Origin of the sequence: Rhizobium sp. BK008 (assembly GCF_014197345.1) — a bacterium.
GTDB lineage: Bacteria > Pseudomonadota > Alphaproteobacteria > Rhizobiales > Rhizobiaceae > Rhizobium > Rhizobium anhuiense.
Genome location: NZ_JACIFK010000003.1, coordinates 103,466 through 120,195, shown reverse-complemented (window position 1 = coordinate 120,195; position 16,730 = coordinate 103,466). Strand labels below are relative to the sequence as shown.

Here is a 16,730-nt window from a genome sequence, read left to right as displayed (position 1 = left end):
TGACAATATTGAGCTTGAGGCGGCCGCTTGCCGCCGGATGACGTACCGCGCCCTGAGCTCGCAGCGCAGGGGCGAGGGGGAGCATAGCCAATCCCGCCCTCGCGACAAGTGAGAAAAAAATTTTCCCGCCTGCCGTCGCAGCCGGCGACGGTTACGGATTTTGCGAAAACGAGCCGGCGATCAGATCGGCCGCAGCAACCCCGGTCTCGTAGGCGCCGTGCGCCGTTGAATAGCGCGACGTCGAACAGGCTTCGCCGGCAAAGAAGATCCGCCCGTCATGCGGCGCGGCGAGACGGCCGCGCAAATTGGACGCGCCGGGTTCGGCATAGGAATAGGAGCCGCCGATATGGGGCACAGCGGCCCAGGCCGACAGTGCGGCGACCGACAATTGCTTGCGAATGTCAGCGCCGAAATGCGCTGCCAATTCGTTGCACGCGAAGGAAAAGGCGGCCTCGCTGCCTTGCCCTTCCAGATCATGCGCGAGGTCGCCGGCGAAATAGGCCTCGACGACAGGCGCGCCGAACGGCCGGAGCTGATAGGTGCCGGTCGCGCCACGACTGGTGGAACCGAGCATATGCGTATCCGCCGGCAGCGCCTCCGGATTTGCGAGCCTCAGGAAGAGCTTGTCGGCGAGGCCGAGCGGCAAACGGGCTGCCGCCTCGATCTTGTCCGGCAGAGGCGGGTCGAAGGCGATCCTGCCGGCGGCAAGCACATTCGTCGACACGGTCACCAGCACGGCGCGGGCACGGAGCACACCCTGGTTCGTCTCGATGCCGATACGGCCGGCATGACGGTGGTCGATGCGCGTCACCTCGGTGCCGAGCCTTGCCGGAACCGGCTTGCCGTAACGCGAGACCAGCGTTCCATAACCCTCGCGCACCCGCCAGTCGGGACCGGGGCCGGGATCATATCTGTTGTAATCGACGATTGACGACCGCTCCAGCTCGGCGCCGGTGATATAAGTGCCGATCGCACGGATCTGGCCGTTCCAGGGATTGCCGGGCTCGAGCAATTCGGCCATGGCGGCGTCATTCCCCTCATGGCTCTCGAGACGCTCGAAATAGGCGCCGATCGCCTGCCTTGCGGCACGCGCTTCCGCGCCATCACGCTGAAGCTGGCGTCCGCCGTCGTTCCAGGGCGCCGGCGTGCGGTCGACCGTCAGTCCGACCTCGCCGGCGATCGCAGTCCAGGCATTGGTCCGCGCGCCATGCAGCCAGCCGCAGCCGAGATCGAGCGCAATATCGGCGTCAGGCAGTCCAACCGTCCAGGCGCGCCCGCCGAGACGATCGCCGGCTTCAAGCAGGAGGATGGACAGATCCGGGCGGAGCGCCTGCAGGCGACGGGCGGCGGCAATACCGGCAGCTCCACCGCCGATGATGACTACATCCGCGTCGGCACCCTTGCTATCGTCACCAGGCATCTATTTTCCTTCGGTCGTGCGACGGTTAAGTGGAAAGGGGCAAGGCAGTGCCGCTTCGCTATTGCAACTGTGCCAGCAGCCGCCGGAGCGCTGTCCGCAGATCGTCCATTTGCTGCTGGCTGGTCAAGGCGGCCCAGCTTTCATCGACGCGCCGGCCCGCCGCCATCGCTATCGGCCTGACTCCTTGGCCTTTTTCCGTCAGAAACACCAGCCGGCCGCGCCGATCGTTCGGATCGGGCCGGCGCTCGACATAACCCAAGCGCTCGAGTTCTTCCACGGCCTGGGTCATCGTCTGCTTGCGAACACGGGCGAGCTTGGTCAGCTCGCTGACCTGAATGCCCTCGGGTCGCGCGAAGGTGAAGACGTTGGCGTGCGGCGGGCGGATATCTCCGTAGCCGGCCTCATCGAGTGCCGCTTCGACAGCCTGTGTCCAATGCTGATGGACCAGACGCAACAACAGGCCAAGGGACGAAGACGCCATGAAACCCCCGCGGCAATATAGACAGCTACCTGTCTATATGATAAATGGACAGTTGCCTGCCTATATAGCACGAAAGCGCGGAGCTCCATATGCCGACCATCGATATTCTCACCTCGTTCATCTCCTACGAGGAACTGGGGGAGGGCGACCCGATTGTCTTCCTCCACGGCAATCCCACTTCATCGCATCTCTGGCGGAACATCATGCCAGGCGTCGGGCCAGGCCGTTGCCTGGCGCCCGATCTGATCGGCATGGGACGCTCCGGCAAACCCGATATCGACTATCGCTATGGCGATCACATCGCCTATCTCGACGCCTGGTTCGAGGCGCTTGACCTCGACGACGTCGTGCTCGTCGGCCACGACTGGGGCGGTGCGCTGGCATTCGACTGGGCTTCGCGCCACGCCGAACGTGTGCGCGGCATCGCCTTCATGGAAACCATCCTGCGGCCGATGAGTTGGGAGGATCTGCCAGGCGGCGGAAAGGCGCGTTATGAACTGTTGCGGGGCGCCGGAACAGGCGAGGCCAAGGTCCTCGATGAAAATTTCTTCATTGAGCAGGCCTTGCGTGCAACCACGCTGAAAGGGCTTAGCGATGCCGACTGGGATGTCTACCGCGCTCCCTATCCGGACCGTAACAGCCGGCGCCCGCTGCTGGAATGGCCGCGCGCCATGCCCATCAACGGCGAGCCGGCCGATGTGGTCGCCAGGATCGAGAACTATGACCGCTGGCTTTCCGCCAGTCCTCAGACTCCCAAGCTGCTGCTGACCTTCGACGGGCCTGCCGAAACGCTGTTGATCGGCAGCGAGATGATTTCGTGGTGCCGCGACAACATCGCAGGCCTGGAGACCAGGGGGTGCGGGCCTTCGCGCCACATTGCCCCTGAGGACCAGCCCGAGGCGATTGCCGCCGAAATCAAAAGCTGGATCGACAGCAGGGGTCTCAGGGCAGCGCAGCCGAAGGTCGAGTCTCAGGTATAAAATCTGCGTCTGCGTCACCGTGACTGCGCCATGACAGACTGTTGCAATGTTGAGCCGGTTCATGGGCGGGATCAATCAGCCGCTGTGAAGGTCCAATGCCCCGTTTCGATCGACGACGCTTTCTTCTCGCCTGGCTTTGCGCGCCGCTGCGCATCGCTTCGATCACACCATCAGGCCCCCGCCTTGCGGGCCTGATGACCAAGGAAATTTCTGCGCTCACCGGGCCGGTTCTCGAACTCGGTCCGGGCACCGGCGTTTTCACCGCGGCCCTTTTGCAACGCGGCATTGCCGAGCGGGATCTGACGCTGGTGGAATACGAGCGTGATTTCGCCACGCTGTTGCAGGACCGCTTTCCCGATGCCAGGGTGCTGCAGGTGGACGTGCGGCAGATGTGGAAGACGTCGCTTCCGGAAGTTTCTTCGGCGGCGTCGTCAGCGGGCTTCCGCTTCTTGCCATGCGGCCGGACGACGTGCAGGCGCTGCTCGAGGACTGCTTTGCCAACCTCAGGCCGCACGGCGCCTTCTATCAATTCACCTACGGGCCGAAATGCCCGGTGCCTGCCGAAATCCTCGACGCCCTCGGCCTTGTCTCAAAAAAGATCGGCTGGACGTTGCGCAATATTCCGCCGGCCGCGGTCTATCGCATCAGCCGCCGCTACCAGCCAATGGCCCTGATCGAGCAGCGCCGCGCTTGATGACGGATACGATCCTTTGCGACGAAGCGGCGCTCTTGCATTCGATACGCCACGGGCACCGCAGACTTGCTTGAGGGTGATATGGTTTCCACCTATGGATCGACGGCCCCGACAAGCCCCCATAGGCCCTGCGACAGGAATGTGAGATGCGCATATTACTGATCGAGGATGAACCTCAAATGGCCGCAGCACTCCGAGGGGCGCTCACCAGGCACGACATGGTGATGGACCACGTTTCGAGCTTGGGCGACGCCGAACTGGTGATCGGCGACGGCGCCTATGACGCCGTCCTCCTGGATCGGCAGCTGCCAGACGGCGACGGTCTTGAGCTTATTCCGAAGATCCGCAAAAGGGGATTGACGCTACCGGTCATCGTCATCACCGCCAAGGGAGAGGTTCCAGACAGGATCACCGGCCTGGAGACCGGCGCCGACGATTACCTCGCCAAGCCCTTCGTCTTCGACGAACTTCTGGCGCGGCTGCGTGCCGTCATGCGCCGCTCCGAAACCTTGCGCCCCGCGCTGATCTCGATCGGCCGGCTTTCATTCGATCCGACCTATTGCGAGATCATCGTCTCCGGCCGGCGTCTGGAAATGCCGCGCCGGGAAGCGCTGGTGCTCGAATGCCTCGTGCGCCGGGCCGGCCGCATGGTGCCGCGACCGGCCTTGATGGAAGCGGTTTTCGGCTTCGACGACGAGATCCAGTCGAACGCGCTCGATTCCCACATATCGCGGCTGCGGCGCAAGCTGGCAGCGTCGCAGGCGGGCGTGGTCATCAACGTTATCCGGGGCGTGGGTTATCTCCTGCGTGAGGCATCATGAGCAAACATTGCTCCTATTCGCTGCACAAGCGGCTGTTCTGGCGGCTTCTTGCCGTCCAGTCGGTCGTGCTCATCCTGGTGATGATCGTGCTGATCTCGGTGGCCAAGATATGGGATTACCGGTCGACGGAAGGTACGATCGAGATTCTGCGCCAGGCCGTCTTCCGCCAGCCCACCGGAGCGTTGGGCCTGAGGGAGACCGAGGATATCAGGCAGTTGCGGAAAGATGCGCCCGATCTCTGGTACACCATTCGCGACATGCAGGGGCATGTTTTGACCGAGGGCCGGATTCCGGAAGAATATGCCAGCATCGGCAATACGCTCGATCATGTCGGCCAGGCGCGCTTCGGCGAGAATCTCGGCGACCACGACCGTCCGGCGGCAAGGATGAAGTGGATTGCGATGGATGGGGGACAGGTGCAGTTCCTGACCGGCACCGACGGCCCCAACCCGCTCGCCCCTTTCCTGTTCGGCGTTTCGCTGATCCTTGCGAAAATGGTGATTCCCATCGTTGCGGTGATGGCGTTGGGAGCGCTGATCGCAACGCCGCTCGTCGTGCGAAGGTCGCTGGTCGGGATCGACCAGGCCGCGTTGCAGGCCGATACGATCGATATCGACCAGCGCGGCGGCCGGCTCTCGGCAGACGATATTCCCGACGAGATCGCGCCGCTGGTGCGTGCCGTCAACCGCGCGCTCGGCCGTCTCGACGAGGGGTATGAGCGGCAGGAGCGGTTCCTGACCGACGCTGCTCATGAACTGCGCACGCCAATCGCCATTCTGAATACGAGAATTGGATCCCTGCCGCACAGTTCGATCAAGACCGACCTTCTGGAAGATGCCGCAAGGCTCGCCGTCCTCACCGAGCAGATGCTCGATCTTCAGCGGCTGAAACAGGGCAAGGTCCAGTTCAGCAAGGTCGATTTGGGGCAGCTGGCGCGCAAGGTCATCATCGAGATGGCGCCGCTGGCCTTTGCCGCCGGTTATACGGTGCAGTTCGAGGTCGACGGCGCCGGAGAGATCGACGGCGATCCTCTGGCGCTGCAGCGCGCCCTGATGAACATCCTGCAGAACGCGATCAACCACGGCGGCAGGAAAGGCATCATCTCGCTGACGTCAGGCTGCAACTGGATCGAGGTCAGCGACGAGGGACCAGGCATTCCCGCCGATGTCCGGGATCGGATATTCGAGCCCTTCTTCAAGCGCCATCATGACGGACGCGGCGCCGGCCTCGGCCTCAATCTGGTTCGCGACATCATCCGTTTGCATGGCGGCGAGGTGACGATCGACAACCGCAATCCCGGCGCGGTCTGCCGGCTGAGCTTCCCGCTGGAGAGGGCCGCAGGTGGGGACACTCCACAGCGGCTGGCGCGAGTGATGGATTCAATCGCCTCTCCGTGACATATAGATTCGATGAGCGTGCATAGAGATTCGCAACTCGACATGTTTGCCAAGGCATCGCCCGCGATCGCCAAGGCGCGCGGTCCATCGCGCCGGCCGCCGTCGCAGCCGGCCGGCTCTTCCCAAGAAGACATGGCGCGGACGCTGGAAGAGAGCGGCAATTATCGCATCCTGAGAAAACTGGCCGCCCGGCCGATTGCGCCCGTCAGACGGCCGGGATTTTCGCGGCTCGGCGTCGTTCTCGACACCGAGACGACAGGTCTCAACCACCGCAACGACGAGATCATCGAAATCGGCGCCGTCGCCTTCACCTTCAACGATGACGGCGCGATCGGCGACATCGTCGGCATTTATGGCGGCCTGCAACAACCGTCCCGGCCGATCCCGCCCGAGATCACCCGGCTGACCGGCATCACCGATGCGATGGTCGAAGGACAGGTCATCGATATCCAGGCGTTGCAGTCCCTGATCGAGCCGGCGGATCTGATCATTGCCCACAATGCCGGTTTCGACCGGCCGTTCTGCGAGGCCTTCTCGACAATTTTCGCCGGCAAGGCCTGGGCATGCTCGGTGTCGGAGATCGACTGGAGCGCCCGCGGTTTCGAGGGCACGAAGCTCGGCTATCTCGTCGGCCAGGCCGGATATTTCCATGACGGCCATCGCGCGGTGGACGATTGCCACGCGCTGCTGGAAATTCTCGATCGAGAGCAGGGCGAGAGTGAAAGCCCGTTCACCGAGCTTTATCGCGCCAGCCAGCGTTCGCGCATCCGTATCTTTGCCGAACACAGCCCGTTCGAGATGAAGGACCACCTGAAGGCGAGGGGCTATCGCTGGTCGGATGGAAGCGATGGCCGGCTGAAGTCGTGGTGGATCGAGGTCGACGAAGACGGCCTCGGCGACGAGCTTTCCTATCTGCGCGCGGAGATTTACCGGTGGAAAGAAGCAGAACCACCGCTCGTGCGGCTGACGGCCTTCGATCGCTTCAAATCCTGATCGCGAAGCGGTTCCGATCGTGACCGCGAAATCGCCAATAGATAGCGACCCATGCAGGCACCGCATAGGTGCAGTGATGCATTGGCGCTGCAACAATCGAAGGTCTCGTACTATATAGAACTCATCGAAGCGAACGAAGCGCCAAGGACTGGCAGCTAGGCTTCGAAAGCCCACGGAAAGGGGATCATCATGAACGTAGCACGCTCTTTTAACAACTGGCGCAAGTACCGTCAGACGGTCGCTGAACTGGGTCGCATGTCCGCACGCGAACTGGACGACCTCGGCATCGGCCGCAGCGAAATCCGCAATGTCGCCCGCGCAGCCATCGCCCGCTAACGGCAACTAAGACTACGCATTTTCGAGACTGTGCCCAGCGCCTGCTTCCTCCCGAGCGGGCGCTTTGCTTTTGTGTTTCCGGTGGACGGATCACGGGCAGTCGAGCCGCCCGCTTTTCGCATAACGCATAGCTGCCTTGCAAAGAAATGCCTATCAACTGGGCAAGAAATAAGTATGATTATTTCTATCGAAGCGATGCACCTCCTCCCGCATCCCTTCGATATACAGGCGCCCCATCCTCCTCCCAGGGTCGTCTGTGGAACGGCAGCACTCCTCCTCCCAGCTGTCGTTCGGTTCTTTTCGAAAGCCTGCCGCACCTCCTCCCGCGGCAGGCTTTTTCGTTTTGGCCGACATAAATTCGAGCGGGGCTGAGAAACGAGCACCTGCGATCCATCGCTCGGAGATGACAGTTTTCCCGCTTGTGCTTGATTTTATTCCGGATTTCCCGAGGCCGCTTGCTGCCGCGAGCGAGCCTGCAGAAACATATTGACTTCGAACTTGTCGTACAACTATGTAACCGTATGGTTCATTGCCGAGCGGAACGGACGGTCGAACCGAGCCGGCTTTCGCGACAGCAACAACGCTTGACGACAACGAAAACTGAGGAAATTCGACATGCAGATCGACGTCAGACATGCCTCCCATCCCGAGGCTGTGCGCAATTTCGACACCGAAACGCTGCGGCGTCACTTTCTGGTCGAGACCATCTTCGAAGGCGGCGAGATCCGGCTCACCTATTCCCATTACGACCGCATGGTCATCGGCGGCGCCACACCGCTCGATACCGGGCTGACACTGACGGCGCCGACGGCGATCGGACAGGAAACCTTCCTCGCCGAGCGTGAACTCGGCGCGCTGAACATCGGCGGCGCCGGCCGTATCGTCGTCGACGGTACCAGCTACGATCTCGCCAAGTATGATTGCCTCTATGCTGGCAAGGGTGCCAAGGATATCCGGTTCGAGAGCGCCGATGCCGCCAATCCGGCAAAGTTCTATCTGGTCTCGACTCCGGCCCATCAAACGCACCCGACCGTGTTGCTCACCCGCGAAAAGGCCCGTCACCTGACGCCCGGTGAAGCCGCGACGGCCAACAAGCGGTCGATCTACCAGTTCATCCATCCGGACGTCTGCCAGTCCTGCCAGCTCACGCTCGGCTTCACCATGATCGAGCCGGGCAGCGTCTGGAACACCATGCCGGCCCATACGCATGACCGCCGCATGGAAGCCTATCTCTATTTCGATCTCGAAGCCGAGCAGCGCGTCTTCCACTTCATGGGCGAGCCGCAACAGACCCGGCATATGCTCGTCGCCAACGAGCAGGCGGTCATCTCGCCGCCCTGGTCGATCCATTCGGGCGCCGGCACCAAGAACTACAGCTTCATCTGGGCGATGGCCGGCGACAATAAGAGCTTCACCGACATGGACCATATCGCCATTGCGGATCTGAGGTGAGCGCCGTGGCCAATCCCTTCGACCTGTCCGGCAGGACTGCCGTCGTTACCGGCGCCAATACCGGCCTCGGCCAGGCGATCGCGGCGGCGCTGGCCGAGGCCGGCGCGTCGATCGTCGCCGTCGGCCGCTCCTCGATGGACGAAACCGAGGCGCTGGTGAAGCAAGCGGGAAGCCGCTTCCATGTCATCAAGGCCGATCTCGCCAGCATCGAACCGGTAAAGGGGATCGTCGCCGAGACCATCCAGACTTTCGGCGGCCTCGACATCCTCGTCAACAATGCCGGCATCATCCGCCGTGCCGATGCGCTCGACTTCACCGAGGAGGACTGGGATGCGGTGATCGACGTCAATCTGAAGACCGCCTTCTTCCTGTCGCAGGCGGCCGGCCGCCATATGGTTGAGAAGGGCAGGGGCAAGATCATCAACATCGCCTCGCTGCTTTCCTTCCAGGGCGGCATCCGGATCCCGTCCTATACCGCCTCGAAAAGCGGGCTTGCCGGACTGACCAAGCTGCTGGCCTGCGAATGGGCCGGCAAGGGCGTCAACGTCAACGCCATCGCCCCCGGCTACTTCGTGACCAACAACACCACGGCGCTGCGCGAGGATGCCGACCGCAATGCCGCCATCCTTGCCCGCATCCCGGCCGGGCGCTGGGGAACGCCGTCCGAACTCGGCGGTGCTGCCGTATTCCTGGCATCGTCGGCGTCCGACTACGTGCATGGAACGGTGCTACCCGTCGATGGCGGTTGGCTGGCGCGGTGATCCGCCCATTGAACGACGACTGCATAGTTCAAAGTGCGACAGCGCCGCGCGTCTGAGAAGATACGCGGCGCTGTCGGCATCAGGCTGCCGTGACCGGCGTCATTTTGCCTTTCCCGCCGGCATGCGCTAGCAAAAGGATATGAGGCCGGCGCAGCCGCATCGACAGGCAGGATTCAATAGGGATGACGGACAGGGACAAGGTGGTCTTCAACACCATGCGGCAGCCGGTCAATAACCTGCGCAGCGGCCTTGCGGATACGTTGACGGCGCAGATCGAGTCCGGCGACCTGAAACCCGGCCAGCGTCTGCCGACCGAACAGGCGATCATGCAGGCGACCGGCGTCAGCCGGACGATCGTTCGCGAAGCGCTCGCCGCGCTGCGCGCGAAAGGCCTGATCACCACGCGGCAAGGCCTTGGGGCTTTCGTCGCGAACGATCCGACGACCCGATCCTTCTCCATCATTCCCAACGACCTGCAATCGATCGACGAGGTTCTGCGCGTGCTGGAGCTGCGCATGGGGATCGAATACGAAGCCGCTGGCCTTGCCGCATTGAGACGCACGCAGGACGATATCGACCGCATGCAGGATCGTCTCGATGCCCTCGACAAGGCGCTCGAGGAGGGCGGTTACGGCGCGCAGGAGGATTACGCCTTCCACAGGTCCATTCTGGTCGCGACGCAGAACTCCTATTACAGCCGCCTCTTCGATACGTTCGGGGACATCATGGTGCCGCGGCAATGGGCGCGCCTGGACAAGATGACGGCAGTCGAGCGCAAGCGCCATGCGGCACGCATGCGCCGGGAACACCACGCGATATTCGCGGCGATCCGTGACCGCGAGGAGGCCGCCGCACGCCGTGCCATCCGGACCCACCTGTCGAAAAGTGCGGCGCGCTTCGAAGTGTTGCGCGACGCTACGGTATAATCCTTTTTACAGCTCAGGCTTCGGCCTCATCAGCCGCCGCCAGGCGGCGTGGTCGGTGTGCAGATCGACGGAAGCGTGGATCGCGGGAAGAAGCGGTTTGCGTTTGCGCCGGCCGAAGCGCCGTTTGAAGCCCAGGATGTTTTCGACGAAGCTCCTGGTGTAGAGGCCGGGGCCGCTCGAATAGATGCGCCATCCGCCGTCGACAGCGATCTCTCCCGCCTTGACGCGCTCCCATTCGGCCGCCGCCTGGTAGCGGTCATGGAAAGCCGCATCGCTGCTGCTGAAATAGGTATTGCGCTGGCGCAGCGACGCATGCGGCAGCGCTGACGTGATCGAAATCGGATTGACGACGGCGATCGCCTTCCAGAGCTTTTCCGCCTCGGCCTCCAGCGCCAGCGTTTCGCAATAGCGCAGATGCGCATGTACATACATCAAGCCGATCTCGCGGCCGAAGAAGGAGGAGGATTCGGCCCGGCGAAACAGCGTCTCGGGTCCGCCGGCATAGGTCGCCGGCTTCTCCATCAGCCGCACGCCGTCGGGGAAGAGCAGATGCTCTTTAATCAGCTTCATATGATCGCGTCTCTGCGCCGGCGTGAACAGGCCGCCGAGCATTGCCTGCGTCATCGAGATCAGCGAGAAGTGCAGGCCGGTGCGCCGGTCGCTCGGGTGCAGCAGCAATTCGACGCCGTCATGGGCGGGATCGAAGATACCGTAGCCGGCAACGACGCCGTCACGCACGAGATGGTGGTTGAAATCCCGGCGCATCGCGGTTGCGATCTTCCGCAGTCCCTTGGCCTTGTTGCCATGGCCGAGGCGGCGCAGGATCGCGGAATAACGGACGATCTGCTCATAGAGCAGGGCGACGGTCCAACTGCTGACCATCCAGTCGCGCAGATGCGGATCGGCCGGCTGCAGCGAATCGTTCCAGTCTCCCTCGCCATAGCGGATCAGATGCGTTCCCGGGATGAACGCTTCACGGACGGTATCGAGCAGCTTCTCGACATGGATCGCGATGGTATCGGCTTCCCTCGCCCTGGCCATCGTCTTCTCATCGCGCCAGGAGACTTTCTCGTCGAGGAAGGCGAGATCGCCGGTCGCCTCGATATAGTCGCAGAGCGCCTTCAGCGGCCAGACGACGATATCGCCGTGGCTATCGCCCGCCCGGATATTGGCATAGGGCTCCAGCATGAACCATTGCGGCCAGTCGCCTTTCTCCAGATATTGTTCGCTGAAGACGGTCTTCAACACCTCTTTGGCTTCGCGGTCATGCTCATAGGCGAGCAGGAATTCGATCGGACCCTGGCAGGCGTCGCGTGTACCCCAGGCAGCGCCGGTATATTGTTCGAGGCCATGCGGCACGCTCAAATGCACGATGGCGTCATGCGCGAGCCAGGGTAGCAGGGCCGTCTGCGCCGCAAGATCGGGCGAGGTGCTGCCGATCGTTACGCCGCGGACGGCGTTGCGCCAGAATTTTGATGCCGGCGCAAGCATGGCCTCGTCGGCGACGCCGGCCTCATAGCGCTGCGCCAGGCGCTCGGCTTCCGCCGCATCGGTCATCGAACCGACGACGGCGAAGGAAATCACCCGCGTCGGTCGGGATCGGAGCGCGACGAAGGCGCCGTTGCGCGCCACCCCATCGCTATAAAGCAGTTCGTCGCCGCCGATCTCCTCGATGGCATCGGGTGTCGAACTCACCAGCCAATAGCTGGCATCGGGATAACGCTCGCCCCAGAGCCAGGCCGGGTCCGGCCGGAAAAGGATGCGTTTGCCCGAGGTGTCGAATTCGATCTGGCCGCCCGCATCATATTCGCGCTCGCCGAGCACGACATGGCCGAACACCAGGAAGCGGCACGGCGTGCCCTCGACGGAAATGGTCCACTGCATCGCCGCATCCTCGCCGGAGGCGACCGCCGAAACGATGATCGTGCGTTCGGGGAGGCGATAGATCCAGCGGCAATCGCTGAGACCCATTTCGAAAGCCGACGGTACCGCCAGCAGCTGCCAGCCGGCGCCAAGATCCGCCATGATGCGCAGCCCGCTGGCGCGCGTCAGATTGTAGGGGTCGCGGGACACGGAAAAGAGTTTGTGAAAGGAGGTATTGCCGATCGTCAGCTGCGCGGCGAAAATGCCCTGCATCCAGCAGGTCGCGGCAAGCGTCCCATCGTCGAGCAGCATATTCTGGCCGCTACGAACGATCGCGCCGTGGCGGCGGGCCACCATGAGTTCCTTGTCGCGCAGCACGACATGGCGGTTCAAAACGCCGTCGGAGACAAAAAACGACAACAGCTTTCCGCCGACCCGCTCTTCGAGGCTGCGCTGGGGGTAAAGCTGGCTGATCGCCTTTTTGTCCAGCGTTTCGGCCTTCAGCAGGGCGGCATCCTGCAGCAGGCTGCGCACCGGCGCCGCCTCTGCGATATCGGCGGCCGTATTGTCCGTCGTCGCCAGCCCATCGAGCCGCGAAAGGTCGGCATCGCTCGACGCCTCGGGATGGTCGGCGGCGAAGACGGCAAAGAAGGTCGCGGTCGCCCCACTTGCCGGCACGGAGAGCGATTTCGACTGGATGGCGGGACATGCCGTCTCCTGCTGGCGCCGCTTGCTCGGCAGGCTGGTGCCGAAGGGGCCGACCAGCAGATCGTCGAGACGGTTCTTCGCCTGCACCAGCTGGATCGCATCCGTGGCATAGGCAGCCGCGCCATCGACGCAGCCCTGCGCGAGCCAGGGATTGCGGGCGCCCGACTGCTTGAGATTTTGCCGGTTCATCACCACAGGGCCGAATGTCTGATGATCGGCAATATGGTGATCGACATATTGCGAGGCATAGGCTTCGCTGTTCATCAGGAAGCCGCGATCGCCGAGACCGACGTCCTGGATCAGCACCAGATCCGCCGGCAGCGTCCCATCCTTCCGATGCCGGATGGAGACGCGCCAGAACCAGGCCGTTTCGGAAGGATGCAGCTCAAGACGGACGGCGTAGCCGATATCGCCTGTTTCGCCGCTCCAGGAAAGGCTCGTCGCATCGTGCCCGAAGCCGCCATTGGCGCGGGGCCCGACAATCTCGACGACCTCAGGCGCCGCGCCGCCGATGCGCAGATAAAGGCGACTGACGCCGCCAAACAGCGGCGATCCCTGGATCTGGTTGATCTGCACCGTTCCCTTGTCGTCGGCATATTCGATGGCAAACAGCGTGCCGTTCGGCAGGGCCGATACCGACAGGCCGGACCCGTTGCTGATCGTGACGAGGCCAAGCTCCTCGCGTCGAGGCATTTGAAAACTGCGCGTGAGGTTCGGGGCCATTGAGATCTCGTCGATTGGCTTCAGAGGGGAACTGGAGGATGACGCAAAATGATTGAGAGAAATCTTACCGGCGATCGGAAGATCGGCAACTTATCACCTTGGTTTTCACGTTGACGCCGGCCGCCTGGCGAAGGGGACTGAGAGCAGGGCGCAGCCGGTCAGGACGGCGATGACCAGCCAGGCTTCGTTGATCGCCTGGACGCTTGCCGCGGTCTGGACCAGCGGATCGAGCACCGCCGTCGTGTCCGCATCGAAGCTGCCGCTATGTCCCGATATGGCCTGGAGAGGTGCGCCGACAAATGTCGCAGCCTCGATATCGCCGGTTTGAAGACGGGTCCAGAGGCTTTGTCCCAGCGGTTCCGAGCGCGTGTAGATGATGGTGTCGATCAGCGCGATGCCGATCGCCCCGCCGAGATTGCGCATCAGATTGAAAAGACCGCTCGCATCGGGGATGCGATCCGGCGGAAGCGTGCCGAGCGCCAGCCGCGTCGGCGGCAGCAGGCAGAACATGATGGCGACGCCGCGCACGACCTGCGGCCAGAACATCGCGTCATAATCGGAGCGGGGATCCTGAAACGCGCTCATTCCGACACCGATCGCAAACAGGGCGAAACCGGCGGCCGACAGCAGCCGCGCATCCATGCGCTTCTCCAGCGCCACCGCGATCGGCGCGGTGATCAGTTGCGCAATGCCGGTGACCAGCATCGTCATGCCGATTGCGAGCGCGTCATGTCCCCTGATGAAAGCGAGAAAGACCGGCATGAGATAAACCGAGCCGAAGAGGCCGATGCCGAGCACGAAGCTCAGCACCGAGCCGACGAGAAAGTTCCGGTCGCCGAAATTGCCGAGATCGACGATCGGCCGGCTTCGGTAGAGCGTTCGCCCTATGAACGCGCCTCCCGACGCAAGACAGAGGGCCAGCAGGCCGAGCACATAGGCCGAGGTCCAGCCGCTGGTCGGCGCCTCTTTCAGGCTGAGTTCCAGGCTCGTCAACGCGGTCGCCATCAAGAGAAGCGACAGAACGTCGAGATGCCCAAGCTCGGACGGATCGGCCGCCTGCCGCGGCAGGAAGCGCGCCGCCAGAATTGCCGAGACGATGCCGGGGATGATGTTGATCAGGAACAGCCAATGCCAGGAATAGGTCTGCGTCAACCATCCGCCGACGATCGGCCCGACGGTCGGCGCCAGCACCGCCAGCACGCCGGCGATGGTCGTCGCCAGCGCCTGTCGCTCGTTCGGAAAGAGGATGAACACGGCTGAAAATACCGAGGGGATCAGGGTTCCACCGGAAAAACCCTGCAGCACCCGCCAGGCGACCAGCTCACCGAAACTGCCGCTGGCCGCGCAGCCGGCGGAGGCGGCGACGAACAGGCTGATGGCGGTGACGAACAGCCACCGCATCGTCAGAAGCCGCGTCAACAGGCCGGTGAGCGGGATCGCCACCACTTCGGCGATGAGATAGGCCGTCTGTATCCAGCTCATCTGATCCGGATCGATGCCGAGCGCCGACTGAATGGTCGGCAGCGATGTCGCCACCACCTGGACGTCGAGGATCGCCATGAACATGCCGACGCACATCGCCAGAAAGCCGAGCCAGACGATGGCGGGCGTTTCACCAGAACGGGCAGATTCAAGTCGTTCCGACATGCGATGATCCCGCGCACTGCATTCTTCGCTCCCGACTGCGAAAGCCAAGGCCGATCGCGTTTACGATCGAGACGACCGACGGCATGGTTCAAGCAAAGAAATGGACCGCGATTCCGCCAATCGCGACACCATAGTTCGGATGAGGACGGAAGCGATAGAGCCTGCCCACACAAATACGTCACCAACGCAATCGAGCCTGACCGGGAAGGCCAGGCTCGATGTTCGATCGGCGAATGCGGTCCGGGCGTTCTATGCGCCCGGCTCCTTTTGCGGCCAGGACGATTAGCCGCGGAAGAGCGACAGGATGTTCTGCGACGACGAATTCGCGATCGACAGCGACTGGATCGCCAGCTGCTGTTGTGTTTGCAAGGCGGAGAGTTTGCTCGACTCCTCCTCCATATCGGCATCGACCAGCCGGCCCACGCCCGAGTCGATCGAATCGGAAAGCGCACCGACGAAGTCTTCCTGCAGGTCGATGCGCGTCGAGATCGAACCCAGTTGCGCACCGGCAGAGGTCATTGCCGATAGCGCGGATTCGATGGTCGACAGGGCCGACTGGATCTGACCGGTGGTGAAGTTCGTGATATCGAGCGAATAGACGGAATTGCCATATGCATCAGCCGTTCCGAGAATCCCCGTGGAGGTTTCGATCGACCCGCCGCTCATGCCGAACAACACATTGCCCACGGAGCTGGTATCCAGGGTGTATTCCGTCATTTTAACGGAAACGGCGCCGGAACCGTCGCGAACGAAGGAGGATACGACACTTTTCGTGCCATCCGCGCCCGCAACCCAGTTCTCGCCCGAGAACGACGCCGACTGGGCAATGCTCGCCAGCTGTTCCTGCAACTGGCTGATTTCTTCCTGGACCTTGGACTTGTCGACACCGTCCTCGGTTGCTGCGACGAGCTTGGATTTGATCTCGTCGACGACGTCAATCGCATTGTCCATGGCCGTATAGGCCGTATCGACCTTTGCTGCGCCGAGGCCGAGCGCGTCGGACACGGCGGAGAGCGCCTTGTTGTCGGACCGCATCGTGGTTGCGATCGACCAGTAAGCGGCGTTGTCGGATGCGGTGTCGACCCGGTAACCGGTGGAAACACTGTTCTGTGTCGTTTCGAGATTGGAGTTGATGCTGCGCAGCGTCTGAAGGGCAGACATCGCTGAATTGTTCGTATTGATGCTCGTCATGGGAAATTCGCCTGCTTCGGAGGTTGAATGTGTTGCATCCCGGGGAACATCCCGGCCGTGGCGAGCAGCCTCATGCTTATCGATCCGTGTTTCCGATCAATTCGCCACCGTTGGGTTAATTATCGTACTTAAAAGTACCTTAATGGTTAACGCGGCGCGCATGGCCCGATATTTTTCTCGAAACGGGACGTGAAACCTCGGAAGACCCTGATCCGCCGGCCATCTCACGGGCGAATCCTGCATTGATTTCTGCCGAAGAGCTGAGCCGAAAGGTCGCTGCAGAAATTTGAGATCGGCAATTGACGGGTCGGCGGGAAACTGACTATCAATATTAAAT

At 62.5% G+C, this 16,730-nt stretch carries 15 protein-coding genes and 1 pseudogene; 10 read left to right on the top strand and 6 right to left on the bottom strand.

Features of this window, described 5'->3' with window-relative positions:
• Positions 1–151: 151 nt before the first annotated feature.
• Together FHT69_RS15240 and FHT69_RS15235 are read right to left on the bottom strand one after the other, a co-directional pair.
• A complete protein-coding gene (locus tag FHT69_RS15240; RefSeq protein ID WP_183905566.1) occupies positions 152–1,420 on the bottom strand; it encodes an NAD(P)/FAD-dependent oxidoreductase in 1,269 nt (422 codons plus the stop codon).
• Between the two features lie 58 nt (positions 1,421–1,478).
• Positions 1,479–1,901, bottom strand: coding sequence for a MarR family winged helix-turn-helix transcriptional regulator (locus FHT69_RS15235; RefSeq protein ID WP_097622830.1), 423 nt, complete (start codon positions 1,899–1,901; stop codon positions 1,479–1,481).
• An 89-nt stretch (positions 1,902–1,990) separates the two neighbouring features.
• Between FHT69_RS15235 and FHT69_RS15230 the strand changes: the two genes are divergently transcribed.
• The 7 genes and pseudogenes from FHT69_RS15230 to FHT69_RS15205 all read left to right on the top strand — a co-directional run bounded on the left by FHT69_RS15230 (position 1,991) and on the right by FHT69_RS15205 (position 7,122).
• Positions 1,991–2,881, top strand: coding sequence for a haloalkane dehalogenase (locus FHT69_RS15230; protein ID WP_183902942.1), 891 nt, complete (start codon positions 1,991–1,993; stop codon positions 2,879–2,881).
• 95 nt (positions 2,882–2,976) lie between these two features.
• Positions 2,977–3,240: pseudogene (locus FHT69_RS34670) on the top strand (rRNA adenine N-6-methyltransferase family protein); the annotation flags it as partial.
• Between the two features lie 32 nt (positions 3,241–3,272).
• Positions 3,273–3,575 carry a hypothetical protein gene (locus FHT69_RS34665; protein ID WP_312865548.1) on the top strand — a complete coding sequence of 101 codons (303 nt, stop codon included), beginning with the start codon at positions 3,273–3,275 and terminating at the stop codon, positions 3,573–3,575.
• 146 nt (positions 3,576–3,721) lie between these two features.
• Positions 3,722–4,396, top strand: a complete 675-nt coding sequence (locus FHT69_RS15220) for a response regulator transcription factor (RefSeq protein WP_097544644.1) — start codon at positions 3,722–3,724, stop codon at positions 4,394–4,396.
• The gene (locus FHT69_RS15215) at positions 4,393–5,793 is read left to right on the top strand and encodes a sensor histidine kinase (protein ID WP_063476221.1); all 1,401 of its coding nucleotides are present in this window, start codon (positions 4,393–4,395) and stop codon (positions 5,791–5,793) included. Before FHT69_RS15220 ends, FHT69_RS15215 begins: the two co-directional genes overlap by 4 nt.
• Before the next feature lie 12 nt (positions 5,794–5,805).
• Positions 5,806–6,786, top strand: a complete 981-nt coding sequence (locus tag FHT69_RS15210) for a 3'-5' exonuclease (RefSeq protein WP_097594705.1) — start codon at positions 5,806–5,808, stop codon at positions 6,784–6,786.
• 189 nt (positions 6,787–6,975) lie between these two features.
• The gene (locus FHT69_RS15205; protein ID WP_003548073.1) at positions 6,976–7,122 is read left to right on the top strand and encodes a DUF1127 domain-containing protein; all 147 of its coding nucleotides are present in this window, start codon (positions 6,976–6,978) and stop codon (positions 7,120–7,122) included.
• A gap of 153 nt (positions 7,123–7,275) precedes the next feature.
• Here the strand turns inward: FHT69_RS15205 and FHT69_RS15200 are convergent, their stop codons facing one another.
• Positions 7,276–7,758, bottom strand: a complete 483-nt coding sequence (locus FHT69_RS15200; RefSeq protein ID WP_132573343.1) for a hypothetical protein — start codon at positions 7,756–7,758, stop codon at positions 7,276–7,278.
• Between FHT69_RS15200 and kduI the strand changes: the two genes are divergently transcribed.
• From kduI to FHT69_RS15185, 3 genes are all read left to right on the top strand, one after another.
• Positions 7,738–8,574, top strand: coding sequence for a 5-dehydro-4-deoxy-D-glucuronate isomerase (gene kduI, locus FHT69_RS15195; protein ID WP_097630896.1), 837 nt, complete (start codon positions 7,738–7,740; stop codon positions 8,572–8,574). The two genes, FHT69_RS15200 and kduI, sit on opposite strands and share 21 nt — an antisense overlap.
• Entirely contained in the window at positions 8,571–9,335 is a 765-nt protein-coding gene (gene kduD / locus FHT69_RS15190; RefSeq protein WP_280178053.1) for a 2-dehydro-3-deoxy-D-gluconate 5-dehydrogenase KduD, read from the top strand. The genes kduI and kduD overlap by 4 nt, the downstream gene beginning before the upstream one ends.
• Positions 9,336–9,517: 182 nt before the next feature.
• Positions 9,518–10,261, top strand: coding sequence for a FadR/GntR family transcriptional regulator (locus FHT69_RS15185; protein ID WP_097630897.1), 744 nt, complete (start codon positions 9,518–9,520; stop codon positions 10,259–10,261).
• Between the two features lie 6 nt (positions 10,262–10,267).
• On the opposite strand, the gene FHT69_RS15180 is transcribed toward FHT69_RS15185, so the two are convergent.
• From FHT69_RS15180 to FHT69_RS15170, 3 genes are all read right to left on the bottom strand, one after another.
• A complete protein-coding gene (locus FHT69_RS15180; protein WP_183905565.1) occupies positions 10,268–13,555 on the bottom strand; it encodes a GH36-type glycosyl hydrolase domain-containing protein in 3,288 nt (1,095 codons plus the stop codon).
• Between the two features lie 105 nt (positions 13,556–13,660).
• Positions 13,661–15,202 carry a DHA2 family efflux MFS transporter permease subunit gene (locus FHT69_RS15175; RefSeq protein ID WP_097544649.1) on the bottom strand — a complete coding sequence of 514 codons (1,542 nt, stop codon included), beginning with the start codon at positions 15,200–15,202 and terminating at the stop codon, positions 13,661–13,663.
• A 282-nt stretch (positions 15,203–15,484) separates the two neighbouring features.
• Complete coding sequence (locus FHT69_RS15170) at positions 15,485–16,393, bottom strand: flagellin (protein ID WP_063476216.1); 909 nt, start codon at positions 16,391–16,393, stop codon at positions 15,485–15,487.
• Positions 16,394–16,730 lie beyond the last annotated feature (337 nt).

Bases quoted from the DNA above. Each gene is read 5' to 3' on its own strand.
- FHT69_RS15240 (WP_183905566.1), bottom strand. From the start codon at position 1,420: ATGCCTGGTGACGATAGCAAGGGTGCCGACGCGGATGTAGTCATCATC.
- FHT69_RS15235 (WP_097622830.1), bottom strand. From the start codon at position 1,901: ATGGCGTCTTCGTCCCTTGGCCTGTTGTTGCGTCTGGTCCATCAGCAT.
- FHT69_RS15230 (WP_183902942.1), top strand. From the start codon at position 1,991: ATGCCGACCATCGATATTCTCACCTCGTTCATCTCCTACGAGGAACTG.
- FHT69_RS15220 (WP_097544644.1), top strand. From the start codon at position 3,722: ATGCGCATATTACTGATCGAGGATGAACCTCAAATGGCCGCAGCACTC.
- FHT69_RS15215 (WP_063476221.1), top strand. From the start codon at position 4,393: ATGAGCAAACATTGCTCCTATTCGCTGCACAAGCGGCTGTTCTGGCGG.
- FHT69_RS15210 (WP_097594705.1), top strand. From the start codon at position 5,806: ATGAGCGTGCATAGAGATTCGCAACTCGACATGTTTGCCAAGGCATCG.
- FHT69_RS15205 (WP_003548073.1), top strand. From the start codon at position 6,976: ATGAACGTAGCACGCTCTTTTAACAACTGGCGCAAGTACCGTCAGACG.
- kduI (WP_097630896.1), top strand. From the start codon at position 7,738: ATGCAGATCGACGTCAGACATGCCTCCCATCCCGAGGCTGTGCGCAAT.
- FHT69_RS15200 (WP_132573343.1), bottom strand. From the start codon at position 7,758: ATGTCTGACGTCGATCTGCATGTCGAATTTCCTCAGTTTTCGTTGTCG.
- FHT69_RS15185 (WP_097630897.1), top strand. From the start codon at position 9,518: ATGACGGACAGGGACAAGGTGGTCTTCAACACCATGCGGCAGCCGGTC.
- FHT69_RS15180 (WP_183905565.1), bottom strand. From the start codon at position 13,555: ATGGCCCCGAACCTCACGCGCAGTTTTCAAATGCCTCGACGCGAGGAG.
- FHT69_RS15175 (WP_097544649.1), bottom strand. From the start codon at position 15,202: ATGTCGGAACGACTTGAATCTGCCCGTTCTGGTGAAACGCCCGCCATC.
- FHT69_RS15170 (WP_063476216.1), bottom strand. From the start codon at position 16,393: ATGACGAGCATCAATACGAACAATTCAGCGATGTCTGCCCTTCAGACG.